Source organism: Flammeovirga sp. SJP92 (genome assembly GCF_001583495.1).
Classification (GTDB): domain Bacteria; phylum Bacteroidota; class Bacteroidia; order Cytophagales; family Flammeovirgaceae; genus Flammeovirga.
In genome coordinates this window covers 189,527-213,374 of sequence record NZ_LQAQ01000098.1, presented here as the reverse complement: position 1 = coordinate 213,374, position 23,848 = coordinate 189,527, and the positions used below count along the sequence as shown (strand labels likewise).

The following is a 23,848-nucleotide window of genomic DNA, read 5'->3' as shown; positions in this document are numbered from 1 at the left end:
TTTCTGAAGCACGTCTGTCTCCTTTTTTCGTACTTCAATCATCTCCAGTAATCTTTCCTTATCTAAAGATTGATTACCCTTGCGAGATTTCTTCGTGTTCTTGTCAGACATATTTTCTGATAAAAGTTCATCGTTAGATCCCACACAATTTTAAGTCGTAAACAAGTGTAAATTCAAAAAACCATATGCTACATGTATCCAAATACACTACTACATCAGTGCTACACCAACATTAATAACAATCAAATACAAAATCATAAAACACTAATGATGAAAACATTAAACCAAAAACAAAGTATTTACTGTATTTTCACACAACAACAATAAAAACAACTCTTTTTTCTAAAAAAAATAGATGAATAATAGGTTATATTAGAAAATTAGACAAGAAAAAGAGCCTAGTAGTAGACAAAATCACAACTTAACACTATATAAAACTAGCTTTAAATTAGATGCTCTCTCAAGGCTCTTTGTTCGTTAAAAGTAAAGTTTCTTAATTGTCCATCATGGCTACTACTCTAGCAGGTGCAGCAGATGCCCCAACTATTTTCAATGGAAAAACAGCCACTTTAAAACCTGAATAAGGTAAGGCGTCAAGGTTCACTAACTGCTCCATATGACAATACTCTTTTTCTTTCCCTACAAGGTGTGCATTCCAGAATAATTCCTTATTTCCGGTTTCCTTGGCCTGCTCAATTAAATAAGGTAATGGCAGGTCCCATCCCCAAGAGTCAATTCCCATTACTTTAATTCCTTTATCAATAAGGTAATGTGTCGCTTCTGCACTCATACCTGTTCCTACTTTGTGGAAATCTTCCGTACCATTAAACTTATCACGACCTGTTTTCACCAACACAATCATTCCTTCTTTCAGCTCTAAATTATTCTCCGAAAGGAACGTTTCCACATCCTCTTGAGTGATCGGTTCATAATCAAGCTTGTGTTTCATGTCGATTACAATCCCTTCACCATAGCACCAGTCCAAAGGTACTTCATCAATGGTTTTTGCCTTTTGTCCAGCCACAGTAGGAGAGTAGTGCCAAGGGGCATCAATATGAGTGGTAGAGTGAACGCCCATTTTTTCGATGGTATCATCAGCCCAGCCTTCAAATCCTTTGGGGAAAAGTTTAAATGGAAGACCTAGGATCCTAATAAGCCACTTTGCCTTGCGATGTGGTTTGTGCTTGATTTTGACACGCATAAACCACGGGTCCTTTTTGTTGAATTTAATTGGTTTAGAGAGATCAATAATTTTCATAGCTGACTATTTAGTTTAAGTTTGGGAATAGTTTTAAGTCATCAATGTTAAGTATTTTTTTTGAAAAGTAAGTACTAAGTCATTAAAAAAAGCCAACCCGAAACAGGTTGGCTTTTTCTTTCATGTAACCAAGTATTTAATCGTCCTATTTAATCCTGCCCTCACTCGATATAGGGCAAGACAAATTTCTTAAGTACTAAATCAAAAATAAATCATAGTTAATTTTAATTTATTTTTTGTGAGTACAACGCTAAAAAACGTATTAATAGTGGTTCTATTAAAAGTTTTTTGAAGGAAGTAATCGCAAAACAATAAATAGAATTAGTATGAGATAATTTTGAATTTGTACTTATATATTATTTTCTATTAATTAGATGACAAAGAATGGATAAGTATCCTTCTCTATCAGAGTATCCGCTAATTCTCTACGCAACACGTGTACGTTTTCTAATTCGTACTTTGTGAAACGTTTCAAGCCCATCAACATGACTTTTTGCTCATCGCCTTTGGCAATACCAGCAATTGCTTCTCTACCTGAAGTAGCAATTTGCTCCGCCGCCTCACGGATAAACACTTTTGAAATATTGATTTGCTCTTTACAAGCTTCCTCACCTTTTTCTTCTACCATTTTTTCGGTACGAAGCATTGCTGATTCTGCTGCATAAATCTGAATCAACATGTCAGCAACATTCATCAGAATTTCTTGCTCATCGTTGATTTTTGCTTCAAATACTTGAACCGCTCTACCTGCTACCATTAAGGCTGCTTTTTTCAAACGCTTCAAAATATCTTTTTCAATGTTGAATAACACTGAAGCATCTATTGTTTCAAATGATGGAACCGAAGTCAGCTCTTTTGCAACGTCCATTGCAGGTGATACAATGTCCAATTCACCTTTCATGGCACGCTTGATCATCATTCCTACCAAAAGCATACGGTTGATTTCGTTCGTACCTTCATAAATTCTTGAGATACGTGCATCACGGTACGCTCTTTCCATTGGTGCATCTGCTGAGAAGCCCATACCACCGTAGACCTGAACACCTTCATCTACTACAAAATCCAATGTTTCAGAACCGAAGACTTTAAGGATAGCACACTCGATCGCGAATTGCTCTACACCTTTTAGTTTCGCTTTTGCTTCATCCATACCGCTTGATAATAATTCTTCAGTATGGTCTTCTATATTTTGTCCTGCTCTATAACACATCGACTCAATTACATAAGTCTTCGTAGCCATCTGAGCTAATTTTTGCTTGATTGCTCCAAAGTTTGCGATAGGCTGTTTGAACTGCTTACGCTCTTTAGAATATCTGATAGAGTGATCAATCACTGCACGACAACCACCTAACACACCTGCTCCTAACTTTGCTCTACCGATGTTCAAGATGTTAACGGCAATCTTAAATCCATTACCTCTTTCAGAAAGCATATTTTCAACAGGCACTGCAGTATCATTGAAGAATACTTGACGAGTAGAAGAACCTTTAATACCCAGTTTCTCTTCCTCTTCGTTCATCGTAATGTTACCGAATGACTTCTCTACAATAAATGCTGTGTGGTTTTTATCGTCTTCGATTTTTGCGAAAACAATAAATAAGTCAGCAAAACCTGCATTGGAAATCCACATTTTTTGACCTGTCAGTAGGTAGTGTTTTCCATCGTCTGTTAATACTGCTTTTGTTTTACCAGAATTAGCATCAGATCCTGCATCAGGTTCTGTCAGTGCATAAGCGGCTGCCCATTCGCCTGTTGCTAATTTTGGAAGATATTTTTCTTTTTGCTCTTGTGTACCGTAATAAAGGATTGGCAAAGTACCAATACCTGTATGTGCACCATAAGTTGTTGAAAATGAACCTGCTTCACCAAATACATCTGCAATTAACATAGAAGTATTAAAGCTCATTCCTAAGCCTCCCATGTCTTCAGGAACGGAAATACCTAATAATCCTAAGTCACCAGCTTTGGCAAAAATTTGTTCTACTAATTCCCAGTTATGTCCATCAATTTCTTTGGCTTTTGGTGTGATTTCCTGATCGATAAAATCTTTCGTGGCTTGTGCCATCATCACCTGCTCTTCTGAAAATTCTTCTGGCGTAAAAATCTCATTCGCCTCTGTCTCGCGGATCAAAAACTCACCGCCTTTAATTGCTTTTTTATTGGTTACAGTATTCATTGATCTGTATAAATTTTGTGTGTTGTTATTTTGGATGAGAATAAACTACTCGTGTTTATTCATGTATTGTTTATTGGATGTGTGTATCTTAATTATTCTGCAATGATGAATGTATTACAAAAACAACCATTCACTTAAAAACGTATGCTTGCATAACATTCATTTTCAAATATATGAAAATTATTATGCAAGCATAACAAAAAGCAGAAAAAAAATGTGATTTTAACGCTTATTTTTCTAAAAAAGGTGTTTTTGGGTGAAAATGAAGTAGCTCAACACACTTTTTTATAAGAATCATTAAAATGTATTTACAATTATGACATATCTCACTTATGTACTCATGTTTGCATTGTATTTTTGCGCAGTTGAAGTATTGAGGGGGTTAGAATTAATGCATTCAATTACTAATCAACACTTTTGACTGTTTATAGGAAACAATAAATGAACAAACAATGAGCGATTTTTTTTATCAGAAGCCTTTCCCGATAAAGGACGACACTACAAAGTATAGATTATTAACCAAAGATTATGTTTCTACAATTGAAGTAGACGGACGTAAGTTTTTGAAAGTAGACCCTAAAGGTCTTGAACTACTTTCTCAAGAGGCAATGGCGGATGTATCTTTCTACCTTCGTACGGCGCACTTAGAAAAAGTAGCTAAAATCTTAGACGACCCAGAAGCTTCTGATAACGATCGTTTTGTTGCTCGTACATTGTTAGAAAATGCAGCTGTAGCAGCGGAAGGACAATTACCTTCTTGCCAAGATACAGGTACTGCTATTGTAATGGGTAAAAAAGGTGAAGGCGTAATTACAGGTTCAAATGATGCTGAAGCGTTATCGCGTGGTATCTATGAAACATACAAGGAAAGAAACCTACGTTATTCTCAAGTTGTTCCTTTGACAATGACTGAGGAGAAAAACACAGGTACTAACCTTCCTGCTCAAATCGATATTTACTCAGATCAAGGTAACTCTTATGAGTTCTTGTTTATGGCAAAAGGTGGTGGATCTGCCAACAAAACTTTCCTTTACCAACAAACTAAAGCGTTGTTGAACGAAGAAAGCTTAACTGCTTTTGTAAAGGAAAAATTAAAATCAATTGGTACTGCGGCTTGTCCTCCTTATCACTTAGCATTTGTAGTAGGCGGTACTTCTGCTGAAGCAAACATGGCTACAGTGAAGAAAGCATCTGCAGGTTACTATGACCACTTGCCAACTGAAGGTAACATGGGCGGTCAAGCGTTCCGTGATGTAGAGTGGGAAGAAAAAATCCAAAAGATCTGTCAAGAGAGTTTAATCGGTGCTCAGTTCGGTGGTAAATACTTCACGCACGATGTGAAAGTAATCCGTTTACCTCGTCACGCCGCATCTTGCCCAGTAGGTATTGGTGTTTCTTGTTCAGCTGACCGTAATATCAAAGCGAAAATCAACGAAGATGGTATCTGGTTAGAAGAATTAGAAAAAGATCCACGTCGTTTGATTCCTACTGAAGAATCACAAATGGACAACCCAGTTGAAATCGACTTGAACCGTCCAATGGATGAGGTATTAGCGGAATTAACGAAATACCCTATCAAAACTCGTTTGAACTTGAAAGGTACATTGATCGTAGCTCGTGATATCGCTCACGCACGTATCAAAGAAATGTTGGACAATGGTGAGGAGATGCCAGAGTACTTCAAGAATCACCCAATCTACTATGCTGGTCCTGCGAAAACGCCAGAAGGAATGCCTTCAGGTTCATTCGGACCAACTACTGCCGGTAGAATGGACCCTTATGTAGGACCTTTCCAAGCAAAACGTGGTTCAATGATCATGTTGGCAAAAGGTAACCGTTCGCAACAAGTAACAGACGCTTGTAACGAGCACGGTGGATTCTACTTAGGTTCAATTGGTGGTCCTGCTGCAATCCTTGCAAAAGAGAACATCAAATCTGTGGAGTTAGTTGACTTTGAAGATTTAGGAATGGAAGCGGTTCGTAAGATCGAAATCGAAAACTTCCCAGCCTTCATCATCGTTGACGATAAAGGAAATGACTTCTTCGCAGAATTATAATTCTGAATTATATAGATTTCATATATATGAATCCCTTGCAGTGCATGCTGTAAGGGATTTTTTTATTTTGAAGAAACTTTTTGCTTAATAGTAATCATAGCACCAACAAACTCAATATGCGAAATATCAAAATCAATTCTATTCTCAACTTATTGGAGGAATTAAGTCAGCAGATGGAAACATCTATTGATAATGACCGTTTATATTTTCCTTCAAAGTATGGAAGTGGTTTTATTCAGAAAAAAGAATTTGGTGATGGTTTAATTTTTCAAGAGGAAAAGTTTGTCATCTATGAAGATATGGTTTTGACAAGAAGCATTGAACAGCAAGAAGACTATCTATCACTTTATTTTTTGATTCACTCTCCTTTATTAACCTATAATCCCAAAAGTAAAGACTGGGCACAACAGAAATTACTTTTCTTCGATAAAGATTATACTTTCAATCAATATTATCCGGCATATCTTAATATACATCAGTATCATTTATTCATCCATAAAAATAAACTAAAGGAAATAGGAGAGAGGTTTGAGTTTCCTCTTCCTATCTACCAACATTATTTAAAGGAACAAGGGTGGTTGTTTCAAGCTTCACATTCTATAGAAATTAGAAACTTAATTAAAGAACTTGAACAGCTACAACTTAACGATCCCATTCAAAAAAGTCTTTTTCATCAAAAGTTGGAAAGTTTAATTCTTTGGTCACTCAAAAGTATCAGTGAAAACACGGAAAGGAGTTCCAATAAGATGTATCAACAAGATCTTCAAATAGTATTAGAAGTAGGTAACTTATTACTTCAAGACCATGAAAACAGTATTTCAATCCAAGAACTCATTAATAGATATGCTATTGGAGAACGAAAACTTCAACGTTTATTTAAAGCTCACTTTGGTGAATCCATGAACTCTTACAAGAAGAGAATGAAGTTAGAGCAAGGCAAACAAATGTTGGAGCAAGGTCTTTTTTCAATTACTGAAGTTTCTTATCAGCTTGGTTATAGCTCACCAAGCCACTTTTCTAAGATATTTAAAGATCATTTTGGCGAAAGTCCTAATAGCTTCACTAACAATTGACGGATTCGCTATACATTAAGACGGAATAGTGTAATACTTCTGACTGCCTTACCTTCTAATTTTGTATTGTAATCAAAAAGAAAACCATTACAAACACTATAATCATGAAGGTAATTTATTATATATCAGCGATTTTATTCTCTTTTATCTTTACAATAACTAATGTCGTTTATGCTAATGTAAACTATGATGTTGATGTAGTAAGAAATGTCAACTATGGAAAAGGATTAATTCTGAAAGACGGAAGACCTACATCTGTTGACTTATGGATGAATATTTACAAGCCTGTAACGACCAATAATGAAAAACGTCCCGCTGTATTCTTTACATACGGAGGGGCATTTCAAAGAGGCACTCCACATGACCGTTATGAAATCGACGGGCAACAGGATACTTCACCTGAGGAATACTGTATGAGGTTAGCAAAAAAAGGATATGTTTGTTTTGCTATCGATTACCGATTAACTCCCGACTTTCCCATACCACATCTTGAGGGTATTGATGAGCATACTGTTTTGAATAGAGACGGTATCAAACTAATGTTGGATAGAGCTTCTGAAGTAAGAAAAGCAATGAACCTTCCTCCATTAGATCCCAACAATCCTGAGCATATTAAAATACAATCTGATGCTGTTATTGCTGCTGCTGAAGATTTACAATCTGCTATTCAATTTGTAAAGCGCAATGCAGATGAGCTACCAGTAGATCAAGATAAAATCATTATTGGCGGTTTTTCAGCTGGTGCAGTGACTTCTTGGAATGTTGCTTATGGGTTAAAAGAGCCTGTAGCAGGGGTATTCCTTTTATCAGGTGCTCCGGTAGTTTTTGAATTGGATAATATCAAAGCTGGAGAAAACCACCCTCCAATTCTTCAGTTCCTTGCACAAACAGATCTTACAGGAGCAAGAATTGCCAATCCTCTAATGATTCAACATTATGAGAGAACAGGTGTGGAGTATGAATTCGCTTGGGTGCCAGGGTTCGGACATTTCTATCCAGCAGGTGCTACTTCTATGTCAGGAGACGCAGTTAGAATACCAGTAGAAACAAGACTTTTCAACTTCATTGAGAGGGTAGTCAATTCATCTATTTAAGTATTTGGAATAAAGTCATTAGGTGTTTCGTGCACCATAGTTAAAACTATGGGTAAGTGATAGAGCAACCTAACCAAGACTAAAGTCTTGAAGGTTGAAAACGAAAACAACACTTTAGTGTTGATGGAGTCAATATCACTTGCCCATGACTTTAGTCATGGTGCACGATATTTTGCCCTTTTATTTATTTCTACAATTTACATTTCCCTGTTATGAATCATCGTATTTCTCTTTGTATACTTCTTTTAGTCTTTTCAGCATTCAATGTATTTGCTCAAGACGCAACTCCTTCAAAAACAAGGCTCACTTCCATCAGTCTTCATAAAGAATACTACAATTTCAACTCGACGCATCAAGCCACTTATTTTCTTTTAAAAGGAGGAATTACTTTTAAAGACAATAGTCACTTGCTTGTAGAATTAATAGGAACGCAATACACGGAAGAAGGACGCAAAATATATTCTCCAGGAGACATGAATATCTCATACTCAAGATCTATTATTCCTTCCAATAGCAAAGATTTTCTAGGTTTAAATGCTACAATGAAAATGCACTTACCAACAGGTAATTCTGACTTATCAGGGTTATTTGGTCATTATACATTAGAGCCAATGATCCAATACGGATGGAAATTAATGGGGAATCACCTCACTTTTTCTAATCAATGGAGAGCATATATACCGACAATTCAAGCTGTAGAAAATACTGTTGCACCAGCTTTTGTTCGTTTTGAACCTTCAGTGAAATATCAATATGATGATAAATGGATTAATGTAGCCATAGACAACAGGTGGGTCTGGAACTTTGATGATTTTGTGATCTATTATAAAATAGAAGGGGGTGTTGATTTGGGTAGTAACTATCGTCTTTCTGGTTTTTATGAAAGAAAATTAAGGGGAGAACCATTATTTGATATCTATACAGGCATCAATATCAATTTTAGATTCTAATACATTCATCTTTAAACTTCAATCAAAAAAGGCTTAGTAGATTTCTATCTATTAAGCCTCTCTCTCAGTCTTAAAGTTCTTCTTTATTCAAAAAAGTTACCTCCGCATTCATCATCCACTTAAATTGACCACTATCTTTCCATTGTCCCAAAGACGATCTTCTTGTTAAACCTTTCTTTCCAGTCATACCAATATGTGGGTTTGAAACGTCTGGATTTATCCATTGGAAGGCAACATAAAATGGTTGGTTTGTTGTAATATTTTGCTGAGTAAGATCGACATTAATCCAGCCCCTTTCTACTTCTGATTCTATAACTACCTGTTTTTTTAGTAGTGATTTGCCGGGCAATCCCGTTTCAACATCTTCTTCATAAAGGTGGACCAATAATTTGAACTTTTTTCCTTCTCTATTACTCACAAAAGTACCGACATTATTAATAAAGACTTTCTTATTTTTAATATCGAATCTTTTCGCAATTTCAGTTCCTTCTTTTCCCCCATACACAAAACCTGATTTATTTGTATTACCCTTATCACCTAATATTTTTCTCTTAAGATGTTCTTTTTCATCTAATACAATTACTTCATCCAAAACACTTTCTTTTGACGTTACGACAATATTAGGATTCAAAATAAATTGCTTTAAAGGTATTTCAAGCTTCTCATAAGCTACATGTTGTATAGTTAAAATCGCATCTTCTGATATGGAAGGAGGGAAGGACAATTCGAAATATCCATAGTGATTAGTGATTGTTCCATATTCTGAATTTACAATACCGACTGCAGCATATTCTACATACTCTTTCGTGGTACTTTTTATACTGCCATGAATATATTTTTTCAGCAATGGTAAAGAATGCTTTTGGGTAGCTTGAGCTTTAAGATAACCAATACCTATCAAATTGACAGAAGTTTTCTCATAAGCCTCTAGTAGTTCATTTACTCTTTCAGTTAGTTCATCTTTACTTTTATAGTTCTTTCCTGAAATATCATTACACTCAGCAATATACATTCCTTGAAGATGTGCCAAACCTCCTTCATATTTTTTAATGGATATAAATTCTAGAGCAAATGTTTGAGCACTCATCTTAAAAATCATTCCCAATTTAATACTATCACTACAGCTGAATTCAAAAAGCCAATTTTCAATTTCAAGGCTATCTAGTCCTTCTATTGATTGATTAATAAGCTGTTCTCTGTTGGCATTATAATCAAATTCTTTTGAGGACTGTGAGAAAACTGAGGACGTAATAAAGATGAATAAGAAAAAGAGGGGACACTTCTGAAGTACTGATTTAGTTTGCATTGTATTATTTAAATTAGTTTTTGATCCCTCAATATATAAAAAAACCTTCAAACACATTGATTGCGGTTGAAGGTTCCAAAAAAACTTATCTATAATACCCTTTACTCTGAATCAAGGTTCTCACTCCCTCAGGCACCATATACCTAAAGTCCTTATCTTCTTTGACACAGTTTCTGATATAAGTAGCAGAAATATCCACCATAGGAGCATTGATCATTTTCACATTCTTGTGATCTTTTAAATCAGAAGGCTTCGCATGCGGTCTTGGGTAAACCAACAGGCCGTAATCTTCTAAGATAATTTCGTGGTTTTTCCACTTTTTAAAACCAGCGAGATTATCTTCTCCTACAATCACTTTAAAGGAGTGTTTCGGATTCTTTTCTTGAAGATAAACTAAAGTATCCACAGTATAACTTGGCTTAGGCATTCTAAATTCAATATCTGATGCTCTAAACTTATAGTTATCTTGGATAGCAGCATTGACCATATCCAAGCGGTCAAATTCATGAAGCAATGATCCTCTTTTTTTGAAAGGGTTATGAGGAGAAACTACAAACCAAACTTCGTCCACCTCACCACTTTGAATCATGGCATTGGCAAGTATCAAGTGCCCAATATGAATGGGGTTAAATGAACCAAAAAATAATCCTGTCTTCATTCTTTAATTATTATTTCTTCCAACCTCTCAACATCTCACGCTTACCTGGAGGGCCTGGGTAACGCTCTACTTCATAACCTACACTCACCAAATCTCTACGTAATTGTCCTTTGGCACAGTACGTCACAAACAGACCATCCTTTTTATTCACTACAAAGCATTTTGTAAGATTTTCTACATACCATACCTCAGGCTGTTTGTTTGGAGCAAAGGCATCAAAGAAAATCACATCAAATGTATTCTCTTCCGCTTCAAATTCCTGCAAGGTTGTTTTCTTTTTCGTAAGGGTGAAATTGGGTAAAATAGCAACTTCCTTCTCCCATTCACAAGAATGTACCGTTTTGAAATAAGACGTCAACTCACCTTCTAAAAGATCAGTATAATTTAAGCCTTCAATCAACTCTTCATTTAAAGGAAAAGGCTCTAAGGTAATCATGGAAAAGGTATGATCAGGATTTTTCAAGGCTTGCTCTATCATTAGGATCACATTTAATCCAGTGCCCATACCCACTTCAAGAATAGACGTTTTATCTTTTCCGTCCTTCACATCTTCCCAACCTGATTTGATAAATACATATCTCGATTCTGTCAATGCACCATGATTTGAATGATACGTTTCATTCAGCTGTTCATTGAACAAAGAACTTGAACCGTCGCTTGTTTCTATAATCTTGATATTTCCCATTGATTGTACTTTTCGTTTTATACAAAAAGAGACCACCCTTTTGAGGCAGTCTCTTTTATTATATGTTGAAAGTTCCTAGAAGAACTTGTAACGCTCGTCTTTTACCTCTGAAAGCTCTTTTACAGCCTCCAAGATGTTGTAGTTAGCAGATCTGTTGTATCTGTTTTCTACTTGAGTTTGGTAGATTGAGTAATCTGCAGTTTCTAAAGCTTTCTCTGCTTTTCTAACTTTGATTACAACTACACTGTTCTCATCAACAATTGGTTTAGATACCTCACCTTCTTTTAATCCAAATGCAGTACCAATTGTTTTTGGAGCAATACCAATTCCTTGGATTGATACGTCATTTAATGAAAGATCTGAAGCAATATCAGCTTTAGCACCATTTCCGTAAGCTTTTCTCATGTCCTCGATAGAACCTGATAAACCAGCTAATTTAGAAGTGATGTATTCTGCTTTCTTTGCTTTCTTCGCTTCAACCATTGCTTCGTTTTTCACATCAGCAAAATCAGCTACACCTTCTTCACGAGATGACATCAATGTAGCAACAACAAAGCGATCATCTAAGTCAAATACTTCTGATACATCATCGATACCAGCTTCATTATATGCCCAACGGATCACTTGTCTTACTGAGTTACCTCTTAAACTGTTGATGAAAGTTGCAGTAGGAGCGATTGTTAAAGCTTGCTCGATGAAGATCTTTTGCTCTTCCGCTAACTCTTCGAATGCTTTTCTACCACCTTTTGCTGAAGCAGCAAATACTGATGCCTTACGGTAAGCTTCGTTGATTGTAGCATCTGAAGCAGATAATTTCTTCTCTACTACTGCTAATTCAAACTGCTTTTTCGTTTTTGTTTCAGTTACTTTGATGATATGGTAACCGAAAGAAGTTTTTACTAATCTTGGAAGTAAACCTGCTTTTCTAGCTGAGAATACTGCCTTGTCGAACTCAGGAACCATACGTCCTTCTGAGAACCACTGCAAGTCACCACCTCTTGATTTAGTAGTAGGAGCTGCGTCACCTACTTTCTTCGCTAATTCTTCGAAGTTTTCACCACCTTGGATTTTTCTTAAAGTAGCTAATGCTTCTTGTTTTGCTTTAGCATCATCCTTATCGTTTTTGAATAAGATATGTGAAGCTCTAGCAGAGTAAACTGTATCTTCTGAAGTACCTAATACTTTGTAGTCTCTGAATGCACCTGCTGCGAAGAAAGGACCATAAACTTTTCCTTCTTCTAAAGCGTTAGCATCTAAAACTGTAGGAAGACCTGTCATGTTCGCTGATAAGAACTTAGTAGCTCCTTCAGTGTTCGCATCAACAAATGCAGTGTCATTTGAAGTTCTTTCAAATGCTCTAGCAAGGTCTTGCATATCTCCCTCTAAGTTTTTCTTATCAGAATCAGATGGCTTCACTTGGAAACTTACAAACTCAATACCTCTGTTGGCATCACGCTTAAACTCTTCTTTATTGGCGTTGTAGTATGCTTTCGCATCATCATCAGAAGTATTCACAACTGAATCAGGAACGCTGTAAAAAGGAACATTTAAGTAAGCGATTTCAACTTTATCGTTTTGTTTCTCATATTCTTTCTTTCCTTCTAAATCAGAAGCAAAGTAAGTACTTGAAATAAGATTTTCGTATTTGATTCTAGTACGAGACGTCTTCAATTGTTGCTCGAAGCTTAAGAACTGTTGGTACTGAGGAGAGTTAGGACCTTGTTGCTTCAATGAAGAAAGGTACATTTTGATATTTTCTCTGCTTACTTCTCCAGTAGAGTCTCTGAAGTACTGACCAAATTCTGGAGCGATATTGTTACCAGAAATGATATCGTCTAATTCTTCCTGAGAAATAGTAACACCAAGTTCTTCCATTTGTTGACCATAGGCAACACGGTAGATTAACTCGTTCCAAGCCATTTGACGAACACCTTGCATTTGTTGCTCGTTTGGAGGTGTAGGGTAGTTGCCTTTGATAGCGTCGACTATCTCACTGAATTGTCTCAATTCAATGTCTTGACCACCGATAACACCAACAATTTGCTTGTTGCTTCCTAATAATCTTGAGTTAGGTGACATTAAGTCTCCCCCCACCATAAATAAAATCAGACCTATTGCGATCAATCCAACTGCAACGCCAGACTTTTCTCGGATCTTCGTAATTATTGCCATGATAAACTAAAAAAAAATGCTTTATATATGAATCTGTTCGTATTTAAATCTTAATGTTTTTAGGTGCTAATTTCCAAACACTCCGCTATTTGATCGTCTCACTTGAAAATTAGTCCGAAGTCACTAAGTGATATTAAAAACATGCAAATGTAAGAAGTTTCAATCATTCGGCACCAATAAATACAAAAAAATGTAAGGATAACACCAAAAAAGACATAAAAAAAAGCCTAACAGAATTTCTGTTAGGCTTTTTAGAGCGAAAAACGGGGTTCGAACCCGCGACCTCAACCTTGGCAAGGTTGCGCTCTACCAGCTGAGCTATTTTCGCATACTTTGTACCAGGAGTGGGAATCGAACCCACACGAGGTTGCCCTCACAAGATTTTAAGTCTTGCGCGTCTACCAGTTCCGCCATCCCGGCTCATTTACCATTGCTGATAAATGAAAGTATTTTCTTGTTTTTATTGAAAGGAAGTCAAGTCTTCCTTATCTCTTTAGCCATTTAAATAACTTGGCACTTAGAGCGAAAAACGGGGTTCGAACCCGCGACCTCAACCTTGGCAAGGTTGCGCTCTACCAGCTGAGCTATTTTCGCAGCTTAGTACCAGGAGTGGGAATCGAACCCACACGAGGTTGCCCTCACAAGATTTTAAGTCTTGCGCGTCTACCAGTTCCGCCATCCCGGCTCATCTACCATTGCTGACAAATGAAATGTTTTAAATGGAGCGAAAAACGGGGTTCGAACCCGCGACCTCAACCTTGGCAAGGTTGCGCTCTACCAGCTGAGCTATTTTCGCTTATTCATTCATGCTTTTCGTTTAAAGCGATGCAAAGGTAAGTCGAGATTTTATATTTCCAAAAGAAAATAAGAAAAAAGATAAAAATGAATGTAAACAACCTGATTTTCAATGGTCTTTTTTTCAACAAAAAATGTAACAAATGCATTGATTTCTAAAATCGACTCAACTTCCACATCTATTTTGCTTGCTAAAATTGATATTTTCAACAAATATTAGCTCAACGCTTGACCAGAAAAAGAAATATTCTAACAATCATTTTGATTTTCTTTTACCAAAAATCGACCTTGAAACACTACACTTTCAGATATAGTTTAATAAAGAAGTATCCTCAAACTTTATATCAGACTCCTTCATAGAGAAAATACCTTTTGCATCTTAAATCATAGTTTCCACTCAATAAACTCTTTTGAATCAATATTCATTAAAAAATATTCTGAATAAATTTTTAATGATCGTTAGTGATTTACTTTTATTAAGTGTTGACTATACATTGGAGTGTTATTCCTCTATATCTTTGCACTATACCTTAGATTTTCATCTAGATCTTATGGATTTGGTGATTATCATTCTAAAATCTAGAATTTTTTAGAAAGAATTCATTATTTTTAAAATGAACTAATATTATGGCAATATCAACTTATCCTATGGATTTCAGTTTTACAGATACCCTTTTTGAAGGGGACAAAGATGGATATGTAGATTTCTTATCAATCTCTATTGATGAATTTGAATCTGACTTTCCAAAGTTAAAATTAGCATTAGAAGATAAAGACTCTGACCTTTTTAGCGCTGTTAAACATAAGTTTAGCACTCGATTACACACTTTTAACCTTGATACATTAGAGCGTTTTATGGCTGAAGTGGGAGCAAATTACAAGGAAGATGTCAATTCTGTTGACCCAGTAATGGCTTGGGCTGAACTGGAACGTCACCTTCGTAACATCTTAGACACATTAAATGAGAAGTTATCAGAAATCAAAAACAGCTAACAAAAGCTTTCATTTGATTTAATTGGTATTTTCAGAAGATATAATGACCTGTATCTCTCGTGCGTATGCAGCGTAGCGTTGAGACAGGTCTTCTTTTTTTAGATCTTTATAGTAATCAGACAGGTTTTTATTAGCCTGAAAACTCACTTCGTTGGGTTTCCTGAATAATTGTGCCGCTAAACGAATAGGTTTGCTGTAAAAGTTTTCTACTGCCTTTTCTTTCTCTCCTTGGGCATAGATGATGTTTCCCATCAATAAATAACAGCCTATAGTCTTTATATAATCACGCCCATAGTTTTCTTTATAATACCCTAATAAGAGCTCGCTATAATAATAGGCCTCGTTGTATTTTTTCTGATGAAAATTAATCATTGACAAATTATTGTAAGCGATTGCTTTCCATCTGCTTTCACGGTTTTCCTCTAATTTTTCCACATTATGATATAGTTTCACAGCTTCAACAGTATCACCTTTCATCAATAAAAGTCCAGCCATATCTATACTCTGAATAGCAAGCTGTGTACTGTCTTTTTCAGAACCGATCTCCCATTCTATAGCATATGCTTTATTTGTAAAAGTCTCAGCCTGTTGAAAATCATTCAAGCGAACATAGCATTTTGAAATTAAATGCATTATTTCTGCTGCTTTTAGGTTGTTTTTCCCAAACTTTTCCTGGTTCTGCATTAATGCTTCTTGGTAGATTTTCAACGCAATAGCATCTTGCTTTACCCTTTCAAATTTCTCCGCTACTGTTAGATACCAATTAGACAATTGCGTATAATCGTTGAGATCCTGATTAGCAATCAATGCATCAGAATATAGTTTCTGATACCACTGATGGGACAATTCATATTCTCTCTTATAAAAAAAAGTGTCCGCAATTTTTCTTTCATAAGTCTGCCTTCTTTCTGCTGTTCCAATGTTTCCCACCAATATTTTCACAACCTTACTCGCTGCTTCATTCGCATCCTGATAATCTCCTCTTTGCAAATAAACCTCTGTTAAAGATTCATATTGATTGGCCAACTCAATTGAATTTTTGCCAAATACCTTTTTTGCAATTTGAATGGACTGTGTCAAGTTTTCGGTGGCAATTTTATAGGCTCCGGTTCTAGTTTGTGCTTTTGCGATTCTATTGAGAATTTCCACCATATCAGCACGGTACCTTGTGTCCATTTTTGAAATCAGATTGGAAGCTTTAGTATAATATGAACTAGCGGTTCCAAAGTTTTCTATTTCATAATGAAAAGTACCCAGCGTCATATACACACTGATCAGCGGGAAATAATGCTCTCTTCCTTCTGCTTGCTCGTAAGCTTCCATTGCCTGTTCATAATAATTAATGGCAATATTAGAAAGTTGATGATGCCTAAATATCTGAGCTAGATAAATATACATATCACCTATAAAAGCATAATTGGGAGTGGGATCTGAACGAAGAATAGCCAATGCTCTTTGAACATATTGTGAGGCTATATTGGAATAACCATTATCTGCAAATTTCTCTGCTATTCGTTTATGAATAAGAATAATACGAAGATCTGTATTACTATAAGTCTCTTTTGCCAATACCAAAACACTGTCTGCTAGTGCAGTAGCATCTAGATGGTAATTGTTACGGAGTAAAGAATCCAGTTCGGCTTGAATCTCCGATACATCATGCTCTTTAATTTTAAGCGTGTCTTTCTCTAAAGATTGTCCGGTTGAAAAAAAAGGCAATAACAAGCATATACAAAAAACAACTAATGTCAACCACCCCTTATGTATATTACTAATTATCACCTTTATGTTTATTTCGTCTATTATATAGACACAATTACTTGATTTCCCCTAATTTCACAGGAGTCAATGGCTTGATTATAATACCAGCCACTTGTTCGTATTGCGCCGCTTTTTTTCTGTCTTCAGATGTCACTTCAGCAGAAAGCATATACACCTTATCGTTTTCTATATTTTTAGCTTTCAATTGATCCAAAAAGTCCCAACCAGTACTAGGAGGCATATTAATATCTAAAAATACTACTTCAGGTTGCACTTCTTCCCAAGCATCCACAGCATCTTGTACGTTGAGGTAAGTTGTTACGTTTTCCCCAAACCCAGTTTTCTCTATCATTTTACGACAAATCAGGTTATTTGTCGGATCATCATCAATAACAAAAATATTCTTGTAATTACTCATAGGTAGAATATGAAAATATAATTATTCTTACATATTAGCATTCAACTAAATAGATCAATGCTAAACCGTTGTTAAGTGTTGACTTTAAAAAAGTCTACAACTAATAAAGCACTAATTCGGATTCTAATATAGATGTTATTCCCATTAAAAATTGATTTTTCTTTATCAATTGTCAGACTTTATTCAAATCAGATATTATGAACAATGTTAAATACAATATTCATAAATAATATATAAACAGTGCAAAGATAATTTACTTTTAGGAATTCTAGAGCAAAATCTTGAACATAAAAAAAGGTGAGCATTACTCACCTTCTTTCTAACCAATTCAATTATTTAAACTTCCATCGAAATATATTCATTAAAGAATGAACAAAAGTCACTCTTTAACTAAGTCAAATAAGAGATTGCGATTTTTGCAATCATTTCCTCATTTGGTTGACTTCTTGACTGTAAACATATTATAATATTGACTATTTCGCAAATAATCAACGTATTATTTTAAACTTTTCGAATAAAAATACTGATTTGTATCTAATTTATAATCAAAACACTATGCACTCGTTGAATTAGACTATAGATTTAGTAGAGTAATTGTATTTTCTACACCGAAACCGGTTTCGGTGATCAAATTATGGATTTAATATTTTTATGACCTGATTAAGGTTATTTTTTGAAAATATTACATTTGAATGAATTAAAACTCTAAAACATTTTTGATGCTGATCGTCAATTGAAAACTATAGTTATTAAATGATAGGCATTTTTGTATAGCTATCAACTTCATAGTAACTTGCGTAAATATTTTGACAAAAAAACTTTTCAATGGATATCTCAACTGCTCAACATGCCCTAAAACAATATTTTGGGTATGACCGATTCAGACCAATGCAAGAGGACATTATCCAGAATGTACTTGCAAAACAAGATACGGTTGTCTTAATGCCCACTGGAGGAGGTAAGTCAATCTGCTATCAAATACCCGGAATTATTTCTCAAGGAGTAGCCATTGTAATTTCTCCATTGATTGCACTCATGAAAGATCAGGTTGAAAACCTTAAAGCCAATGGTGTACCTGCCGCTTTCTTGAACAGTACGCAATCATATACAGAAATGAGAGAAGTAGAAGAAGATCTTATTAACGAAAGACTGAAACTGCTCTATATCTCTCCTGAAAAATTACTAACACCCCAATTCTTAGATTTTCTTTCTAGAGTTTACATCAGCTTTATTGCTATTGATGAAGCACACTGTATTTCTCAATGGGGGCACGACTTCAGACAAGAATACACCAAGCTTATTTCTTTAAGACAGCGTTTTCCAGATGTATCATTTATTGCTTTGACTGCCACTGCTGACAAAGCCACGAGAAATGATATTGCAATTCAACTAGGAATGGTCAACCCAAGAATGTTTATTTCATCTTTTGACCGACCTAACCTGAGTTTGAGAGTGGAAGCGGGGCAGAAAAGAATAGAGAAAATATTACATTTCCTGGCAGAAAGACCCAATCAGTCAGGAATCATCTATTGTTTATCAAGAAAAAATACTGAAAGTCTCGCCACAAAATTACGTAAAGCGGGACACAACGCATTATATTATCATGCAGGTATGCCTGCCAATGAGAGAGCTAGAGTACAGGAAGGTTTTATTAAAGATGATATTCCAATTATCTGTGCAACTATTGCTTTCGGTATGGGAATCGACAAACCCAATGTAAGGTGGGTGGTTCACTACAATCTCCCAAAAAATATGGAGGGGTATTATCAGGAAATAGGTAGAGCTGGTAGAGATGGACTTCCGTCTGATACTTTACTTTTTTACACATTTGCTGATGTAATGCAACTGAGAGACATGGTGGGAGATAGCGGTCAGTCTCAATTACAGCTTTCTAAGCTGGAAAGAATGCAACAATACTCGGAGACAAGAACTTGCCGTAGACGTATTCTACTAAGTTACTTTGGAGAAAGTTTAGAAAAAGACTGTGGCAATTGTGATGTTTGTAGAAACCCTCCAGAACTGTTTGATGGAACAATCATCGCCCAAAAGGCAATGTCTGCCGTGATTAGAGCACAAAGAGAAATGGATAAATCGCTTTCTGCCGGTATGTTGATTGACATTTTAAGAGGTTCCAGAAGGATAGATCTTATCCGCCAAGGGTTTGATCAGATAAAAACTTATGGTGCTGGTCATGATATTTCTTATGATCACTGGCAATTGTATCTACAACAAATGCTTAATCTTGGATTGATTGAGATTGCTTATGACCATCATAACACTTTTAGAGTAACGAAAGCAGGTGAGAATGTGTTAATGGGTAAATTCCCTGTTAATTTCGCGAAGCTTTCACAATTCAAAGAAACACCATCGACAAAAGCACCTACCAAAAAGGTTACAGCAAAAGAGCAACTACGTCAGGATTTATTTGAAACACTTCGAGTACTCAGAAAGAAAATTGCAGACAAGGAAAGTATTCCTCCTTATGTTGTATTTAATGATGCTACGCTTACGGATATGGCTGAAAAGATGCCAATATCAGTACATGATATGATCAAGGTATCTGGTGTTGGTGAAACCAAACTAAGAAAGTATGGTAATGAGTTTATCGGGGCGATTGTTCATTATGTCATTTCAAAGGCAAAAGAAGGATTCAAAATAAAAGGAAGCTCTCCTTTGTTGACTTATGAGTTATATCAAAAAGGATTAACAATTCATGAAATTGCCCAGCAAAGAAAGCTGAGGGATGAAAGTATTATGAATCACCTGGCTACCTTATATGAGATGGGGTACAACATTGATATCTTCCAGTTCATCAATGGAGAACAACTGGAAGCTGTGGCTGAGGCCATTCGAAATGTGGGTGCTAATCAAGGAGTAAAAGCAATTTTTGATTATTTTAATGGAGAACTTCCATACAGCTGTATCTATTTTGGTATGGCACATTTTAATAGAACTGTGGGTGTGTAAAGGATTTTTTGCACACTTTGAACATTATATAATTTAAGTAGAACATTATCATGAGTGAAGGGAAAAAGCACAAAGCAGGTTTTGTGAGTATTGTAGGAAAACCGAATGTGGGTAAATCCACATTGATGAATGAGTTGGTGGGAGAGAGGCTTTCCATTATTACAAGCAAGGCACAGACTACTCGACACCGTATTATGGGAATTATGAGCTCTGAAGACTATCAGATTGTCTATTCAGATACTCCTGGTATCATCAATCCAAAGTACGAATTGCATGAGTCTATGATGGACTTTGTGGACAATTCACTCAATGATGCTGATGTGGTACTTTTTGTCACAGATATTTTTGAGACGTTTAAAGAGAAAGATGCTCTTATAAAACTTGAAAAAACAAAAGCGCCAATCATTGTCATTATCAATAAAATTGATCAGGCAAAGCAAGATGATGTCTTGAAAAAAGTGACTTATTGGCAAGAAAAGCTGAATCCTAAAGTGATTATGCCTGTTTCTGCTTTACATGGATTTAATGTCCCTGCCATTTTGGATGAAATTCTTAATCTACTTCCTGAACATGAGGCATTCTATGACAAAGAAGAATTGACAGACAAACCAATGCGTTTCTTTGTTTCTGAAATCATCAGAGAAAAAATCTTTATGCACTACAAAGAAGAAGTACCTTATTCTTGTGAGGTGATTGTAGAAAGCTATAAAGAAACTGATGATATGGTAAAAATCAAAGCTACAATTATGGTAGAAAGAGAAAGCCAAAAAGGTATTATCATCGGTAGAGGCGGAATCAAACTGAAACACGTTGGTGCTGATTCAAGAAAAGAATTGGAAAAATTTATCCAGAAAAAAGTATTCCTTGAAACACATGTAAAAGTGGACTCTGACTGGAGAAAAAATGATAAAAGCTTAAAGATGTTTGGTTATAAAAATGACTAAGCTCAAAAAGTGATTCAATAAAAAAGACCTTCTGCAATTTTACATTACAGAAGGTCTTTCTTTATATGATACAGCCTACTATTAATTATCTACACGGATAAAAATGTTTGCAGGCGTTGTATTTCTTCTTTCGTCTCCAACTACCATTCGTAATTCATAATTTCCTGTATCAGGAAATACAAACGATTCTGTATACATTAAAGAATCTTCTCCCGGAATAGGTACTCTAATATCAAATGTTTGCAATGTAGAATCTCGAACACCTCCATTTTCAATATCATCAGGATCATAAATGAATAAGATCATCTGCATAGAAAACTCATTCATATTTTTATCCAAATCTGCTAACATGAAATTGATTGGAAAATCCATTTCCTTTTGACCTGTGATACTGTCCGTCTCAAAATCTTTGAATTTATAAAAAGGTGAATAGTTTCTGAATTCCATAGGAATTGTGGCCCTTTGAGCATTGTTCAAGGCCACATCTTTAGCGTCCATATGTACATTATACTCTCCTGTTCCTGCCACATGTGAGTTGTCAGAATCAGGCACTGGAACAACTTTTATGGTTCTAAAGATTTCTGTTTGTGCTCCTGCAACTGGGAAAGTATCAAAATCATTGAGATAAGCTGGTACTCTTAAACCCGGAGAATCATCTCCACCTATATATTCAAAAGAAACAGTGTATGATAGCATTCCACTTTCATCTCTGAAAAAGGCTCTTATTTCAAGGTCTGTACTTAAAGTATCTATATCTACTTCGCCGTTCTTTCCGTCATTGCCATTGATCAAAAAATATTCAATCACCGGAGGAAATGTATCCACAAACCTTTCACAAGAAGTGAAAAAGCATAGTACAACAACTGTTTTTAATATATATAGAGAGAAATTTCCCTTCATGATTTCTTTAATTAGAACTTTTTAAAGAGTAATACGCCTGTTAAAATCAATGCGATAAGTACAAAGATGTTCAAAATAATCTGAATCATCGGCGTATTATCCATAGATAATAAGGTGTTGTCTGCATTTTTCATAGCGTCATAAAAAGATCCAAGATCCGTTTTAGAAATTTTGGCATCTCTTAGACTCTTACCTTTCACAATCACTTTTCCTTCAGGATACAGCGTCTCATACTTTCGTGTTTTTGTATTGAAAATAGTAAGACTGATAAAATCTTTCAAATCATATTCTCCTGGCTCTTGAGGCTCAATGTAATAGACAAACTCCTTAGAACCTACCACTTTGCCATTTGCTCTTTTGATGTTTTGAGAAACGCTTGGAGGATAGAAAAGTAAATCTTCTGACTCTACTAAGTCCGGCTCACGGATTGATGAAATATTACCAACACCTTCCACTTTGAAGTCAAGTGTTACACTTTCTCCTGTCTGGATCTCTGTCTCACTTAATTTTTGTTTTAAACGATAGTTACCCACACTGGCAATACTCTTGTACTGACTGTCTGGTAAAGGTTTTACTTTTACAGTTTTCCCTCTTGATTTGAAAACTTCAACTGTTTCTTTACTATTTCTCCCGAAGAAAGATTGTCTCTGAGCCACTTGATATTTAATCATTTGAAGCTCCGTTGGCTCAATTACAATATCTTCAGTATTCAAAGGATAGAACATCGCTTCGTAAATCTTGTACTGACGGTATGATTTTCCATTGACTGTTACATACTCAGAATGCACTGACTCAATATTGAAGTTTTCTTCCCAACAGTTTTTAGGTTTTACTTTCTTCAAAATCTCTGTCACTTGTTCATCCAATTTATAGAAATCCATTTCGGCTCTGTTGGTTACAGCTACATAAAATGAGATGTCCATTTTAAAACCTTCTCCTCTATAAACACTGCTTTTGTCAGTACTCACTGAGAAAAATGCATCTGCTTCAACATCAATAAATTGCTGATTTTGTTGTTGATTTCTTGATGATCCTCCTCCCCAGAAATCTGCAAAAGGATCATAAACTTGCCTTTGCACAGCTGGCCCTACTTTGATAGTGGCTCCATTACTGCTTACAGATTTACCATTGACAGACATATTAAAAGGAGGTAGTTTAAATGTACCTTGTTTTGTTGGTTGATACATTTGAACTACACTCTGCTGAGTGGAAACCTGCCCATTTATAATTGAAGTCTGACTTGATGTAGAAGGTCTACCTTTTCCAAAACCTTCAATATCTGGGAATTCAGAATACTTGGTCAGACGACCATTTTTAACAGTTAAAGTGATTTCAAAATTTTCATTTTGACCAATCTCTGTTCTGCCAATTGCAATACTTACAGTTTGTGCATAAGTAGAAAATGACAACAGCATTGAGCAAAATACAAGAAGCCCAATTTGTTGCATTGAACCCTTAAAAGTAAAAAATTTCAATAGTGATCTTTTCATACCGTAAATATCTATAATTCGAGGGAAGAAAAGTTGTGAAAAAAGTTTAAAAAAATGAATTATAACTAATAAAAATGTAACTTATACACTATATTAGCGTTACACTTATTAGCAGATGTCAAAATAATTGTTCAACCGAAATTTTTATTTT

General features: G+C 35.5%; 17 protein-coding genes and 5 tRNA genes. 7 read left to right on the top strand and 15 right to left on the bottom strand.

All coding sequences use genetic code 11. The features are described from left to right. Positions 1-493: 493 nt before the first annotated feature. Together AVL50_RS25095 and AVL50_RS25090 are read right to left on the bottom strand one after the other, a co-directional pair. On the bottom strand, positions 494-1,258 hold the full coding sequence (locus tag AVL50_RS25095) for a cyclase family protein (protein WP_062619596.1): 765 nt from the start codon (positions 1,256-1,258) through the stop codon (positions 494-496). A 370-nt stretch (positions 1,259-1,628) separates the two neighbouring features. Next, positions 1,629-3,434, bottom strand: coding sequence for an acyl-CoA dehydrogenase family protein (locus AVL50_RS25090; RefSeq protein ID WP_062619594.1), 1,806 nt, complete (start codon positions 3,432-3,434; stop codon positions 1,629-1,631). 452 nt (positions 3,435-3,886) lie between these two features. Here AVL50_RS25090 and AVL50_RS25085 point away from each other — a divergent pair, with 452 nt between their 5' ends. From AVL50_RS25085 to AVL50_RS25070, 4 genes are all read left to right on the top strand, one after another. Further along, positions 3,887-5,491: a fumarate hydratase gene (locus AVL50_RS25085; protein ID WP_062619593.1), complete on the top strand. Its 1,605-nt coding sequence runs from the start codon at positions 3,887-3,889 to the stop codon at positions 5,489-5,491. A 116-nt stretch (positions 5,492-5,607) separates the two neighbouring features. Further along, complete coding sequence (locus AVL50_RS25080) at positions 5,608-6,564, top strand: helix-turn-helix domain-containing protein (protein WP_062619592.1); 957 nt, start codon at positions 5,608-5,610, stop codon at positions 6,562-6,564. 104 nt (positions 6,565-6,668) lie between these two features. Next, a complete protein-coding gene (locus tag AVL50_RS25075; protein WP_062619591.1) occupies positions 6,669-7,658 on the top strand; it encodes an alpha/beta hydrolase in 990 nt (329 codons plus the stop codon). Positions 7,659-7,870: 212 nt separating this feature from the next. Continuing rightward, positions 7,871-8,608 (top strand): hypothetical protein, encoded by a 738-nt coding sequence (locus AVL50_RS25070; protein ID WP_062619590.1) that lies wholly within the window; start codon positions 7,871-7,873, stop codon positions 8,606-8,608. Between the two features lie 70 nt (positions 8,609-8,678). On the opposite strand, the gene AVL50_RS25065 is transcribed toward AVL50_RS25070, so the two are convergent. The 9 genes from AVL50_RS25065 to AVL50_RS25025 all read right to left on the bottom strand — a co-directional run bounded on the left by AVL50_RS25065 (position 8,679) and on the right by AVL50_RS25025 (position 14,225). Continuing rightward, positions 8,679-9,914, bottom strand: coding sequence for a carboxypeptidase-like regulatory domain-containing protein (locus tag AVL50_RS25065; protein WP_172826916.1), 1,236 nt, complete (start codon positions 9,912-9,914; stop codon positions 8,679-8,681). Between the two features lie 85 nt (positions 9,915-9,999). Next, on the bottom strand, positions 10,000-10,572 hold the full coding sequence (gene nadD, locus AVL50_RS25060; protein ID WP_062619588.1) for a nicotinate (nicotinamide) nucleotide adenylyltransferase: 573 nt from the start codon (positions 10,570-10,572) through the stop codon (positions 10,000-10,002). 10 nt (positions 10,573-10,582) lie between these two features. Next, a complete protein-coding gene (gene mnmD, locus AVL50_RS25055; RefSeq protein WP_062619587.1) occupies positions 10,583-11,257 on the bottom strand; it encodes a tRNA (5-methylaminomethyl-2-thiouridine)(34)-methyltransferase MnmD in 675 nt (224 codons plus the stop codon). A gap of 75 nt (positions 11,258-11,332) precedes the next feature. Then, positions 11,333-13,429, bottom strand: a complete 2,097-nt coding sequence (locus AVL50_RS25050; protein WP_062619585.1) for a peptidylprolyl isomerase — start codon at positions 13,427-13,429, stop codon at positions 11,333-11,335. Between the two features lie 255 nt (positions 13,430-13,684). Further along, positions 13,685-13,757, bottom strand: a tRNA-Gly gene (locus tag AVL50_RS25045). An 8-nt stretch (positions 13,758-13,765) separates the two neighbouring features. Beyond that, positions 13,766-13,849, bottom strand: a tRNA-Leu gene (locus AVL50_RS25040). A gap of 101 nt (positions 13,850-13,950) precedes the next feature. Next, positions 13,951-14,023: transfer RNA gene (locus AVL50_RS25035), tRNA-Gly, on the bottom strand. A 7-nt stretch (positions 14,024-14,030) separates the two neighbouring features. Then, positions 14,031-14,114 (bottom strand) — tRNA-Leu (locus AVL50_RS25030). Between the two features lie 35 nt (positions 14,115-14,149). Beyond that, positions 14,150-14,225, bottom strand: a tRNA-Gly gene (locus tag AVL50_RS25025). Between the two features lie 626 nt (positions 14,226-14,851). Here AVL50_RS25025 and AVL50_RS25020 point away from each other — a divergent pair. Continuing rightward, entirely contained in the window at positions 14,852-15,217 is a 366-nt protein-coding gene (locus tag AVL50_RS25020) for a hypothetical protein (RefSeq protein WP_044211212.1), read from the top strand. 18 nt (positions 15,218-15,235) lie between these two features. On the opposite strand, the gene AVL50_RS25015 is transcribed toward AVL50_RS25020, so the two are convergent. Both AVL50_RS25015 and AVL50_RS25010 read right to left on the bottom strand, forming a co-directional pair. After that, complete coding sequence (locus AVL50_RS25015; RefSeq protein ID WP_062619583.1) at positions 15,236-16,936, bottom strand: tetratricopeptide repeat protein; 1,701 nt, start codon at positions 16,934-16,936, stop codon at positions 15,236-15,238. A 97-nt stretch (positions 16,937-17,033) separates the two neighbouring features. Next, a complete protein-coding gene (locus AVL50_RS25010) occupies positions 17,034-17,396 on the bottom strand; it encodes a response regulator (RefSeq protein WP_062619582.1) in 363 nt (120 codons plus the stop codon). A gap of 825 nt (positions 17,397-18,221) precedes the next feature. On the opposite strand from AVL50_RS25010, the gene recQ reads away from it, so the two are divergent. Together recQ and era are read left to right on the top strand one after the other, a co-directional pair. Further along, the gene (gene recQ / locus AVL50_RS25005) at positions 18,222-20,363 is read left to right on the top strand and encodes a DNA helicase RecQ (protein ID WP_062619580.1); all 2,142 of its coding nucleotides are present in this window, start codon (positions 18,222-18,224) and stop codon (positions 20,361-20,363) included. A 50-nt stretch (positions 20,364-20,413) separates the two neighbouring features. Continuing rightward, complete coding sequence (era, locus tag AVL50_RS25000) at positions 20,414-21,307, top strand: GTPase Era (protein WP_062619578.1); 894 nt, start codon at positions 20,414-20,416, stop codon at positions 21,305-21,307. An 81-nt stretch (positions 21,308-21,388) separates the two neighbouring features. On the opposite strand, the gene AVL50_RS24995 is transcribed toward era, so the two are convergent. Continuing rightward, positions 21,389-22,207: a hypothetical protein gene (locus AVL50_RS24995; RefSeq protein ID WP_062619577.1), complete on the bottom strand. Its 819-nt coding sequence runs from the start codon at positions 22,205-22,207 to the stop codon at positions 21,389-21,391. Positions 22,208-22,218: 11 nt separating this feature from the next. After that, positions 22,219-23,697 (bottom strand): BatD family protein, encoded by a 1,479-nt coding sequence (locus AVL50_RS24990; RefSeq protein ID WP_062619575.1) that lies wholly within the window; start codon positions 23,695-23,697, stop codon positions 22,219-22,221. Between the last annotated feature and the right edge of the window lie 151 nt (positions 23,698-23,848).

What these genes read in the sequence shown, in the direction of transcription:
- AVL50_RS25095 (WP_062619596.1), bottom strand. Translation starts at nt 1,258, where the DNA reads ATGAAAATTATTGATCTCTCTAAACCAATTAAATTCAACAAAAAGGAC.
- AVL50_RS25090 (WP_062619594.1), bottom strand. Translation starts at nt 3,434, where the DNA reads ATGAATACTGTAACCAATAAAAAAGCAATTAAAGGCGGTGAGTTTTTG.
- AVL50_RS25085 (WP_062619593.1), top strand. Translation starts at nt 3,887, where the DNA reads ATGAGCGATTTTTTTTATCAGAAGCCTTTCCCGATAAAGGACGACACT.
- AVL50_RS25080 (WP_062619592.1), top strand. Translation starts at nt 5,608, where the DNA reads ATGCGAAATATCAAAATCAATTCTATTCTCAACTTATTGGAGGAATTA.
- AVL50_RS25075 (WP_062619591.1), top strand. Translation starts at nt 6,669, where the DNA reads ATGAAGGTAATTTATTATATATCAGCGATTTTATTCTCTTTTATCTTT.
- AVL50_RS25070 (WP_062619590.1), top strand. Translation starts at nt 7,871, where the DNA reads ATGAATCATCGTATTTCTCTTTGTATACTTCTTTTAGTCTTTTCAGCA.
- AVL50_RS25065 (WP_172826916.1), bottom strand. Translation starts at nt 9,914, where the DNA reads ATGCAAACTAAATCAGTACTTCAGAAGTGTCCCCTCTTTTTCTTATTC.
- nadD (WP_062619588.1), bottom strand. Translation starts at nt 10,572, where the DNA reads ATGAAGACAGGATTATTTTTTGGTTCATTTAACCCCATTCATATTGGG.
- mnmD (WP_062619587.1), bottom strand. Translation starts at nt 11,257, where the DNA reads ATGGGAAATATCAAGATTATAGAAACAAGCGACGGTTCAAGTTCTTTG.
- AVL50_RS25050 (WP_062619585.1), bottom strand. Translation starts at nt 13,429, where the DNA reads ATGGCAATAATTACGAAGATCCGAGAAAAGTCTGGCGTTGCAGTTGGA.
- AVL50_RS25020 (WP_044211212.1), top strand. Translation starts at nt 14,852, where the DNA reads ATGGCAATATCAACTTATCCTATGGATTTCAGTTTTACAGATACCCTT.
- AVL50_RS25010 (WP_062619582.1), bottom strand. Translation starts at nt 17,396, where the DNA reads ATGAGTAATTACAAGAATATTTTTGTTATTGATGATGATCCGACAAAT.
- recQ (WP_062619580.1), top strand. Translation starts at nt 18,222, where the DNA reads ATGGATATCTCAACTGCTCAACATGCCCTAAAACAATATTTTGGGTAT.
- era (WP_062619578.1), top strand. Translation starts at nt 20,414, where the DNA reads ATGAGTGAAGGGAAAAAGCACAAAGCAGGTTTTGTGAGTATTGTAGGA.
- AVL50_RS24995 (WP_062619577.1), bottom strand. Translation starts at nt 22,207, where the DNA reads ATGAAGGGAAATTTCTCTCTATATATATTAAAAACAGTTGTTGTACTA.
- AVL50_RS24990 (WP_062619575.1), bottom strand. Translation starts at nt 23,697, where the DNA reads ATGAAAAGATCACTATTGAAATTTTTTACTTTTAAGGGTTCAATGCAA.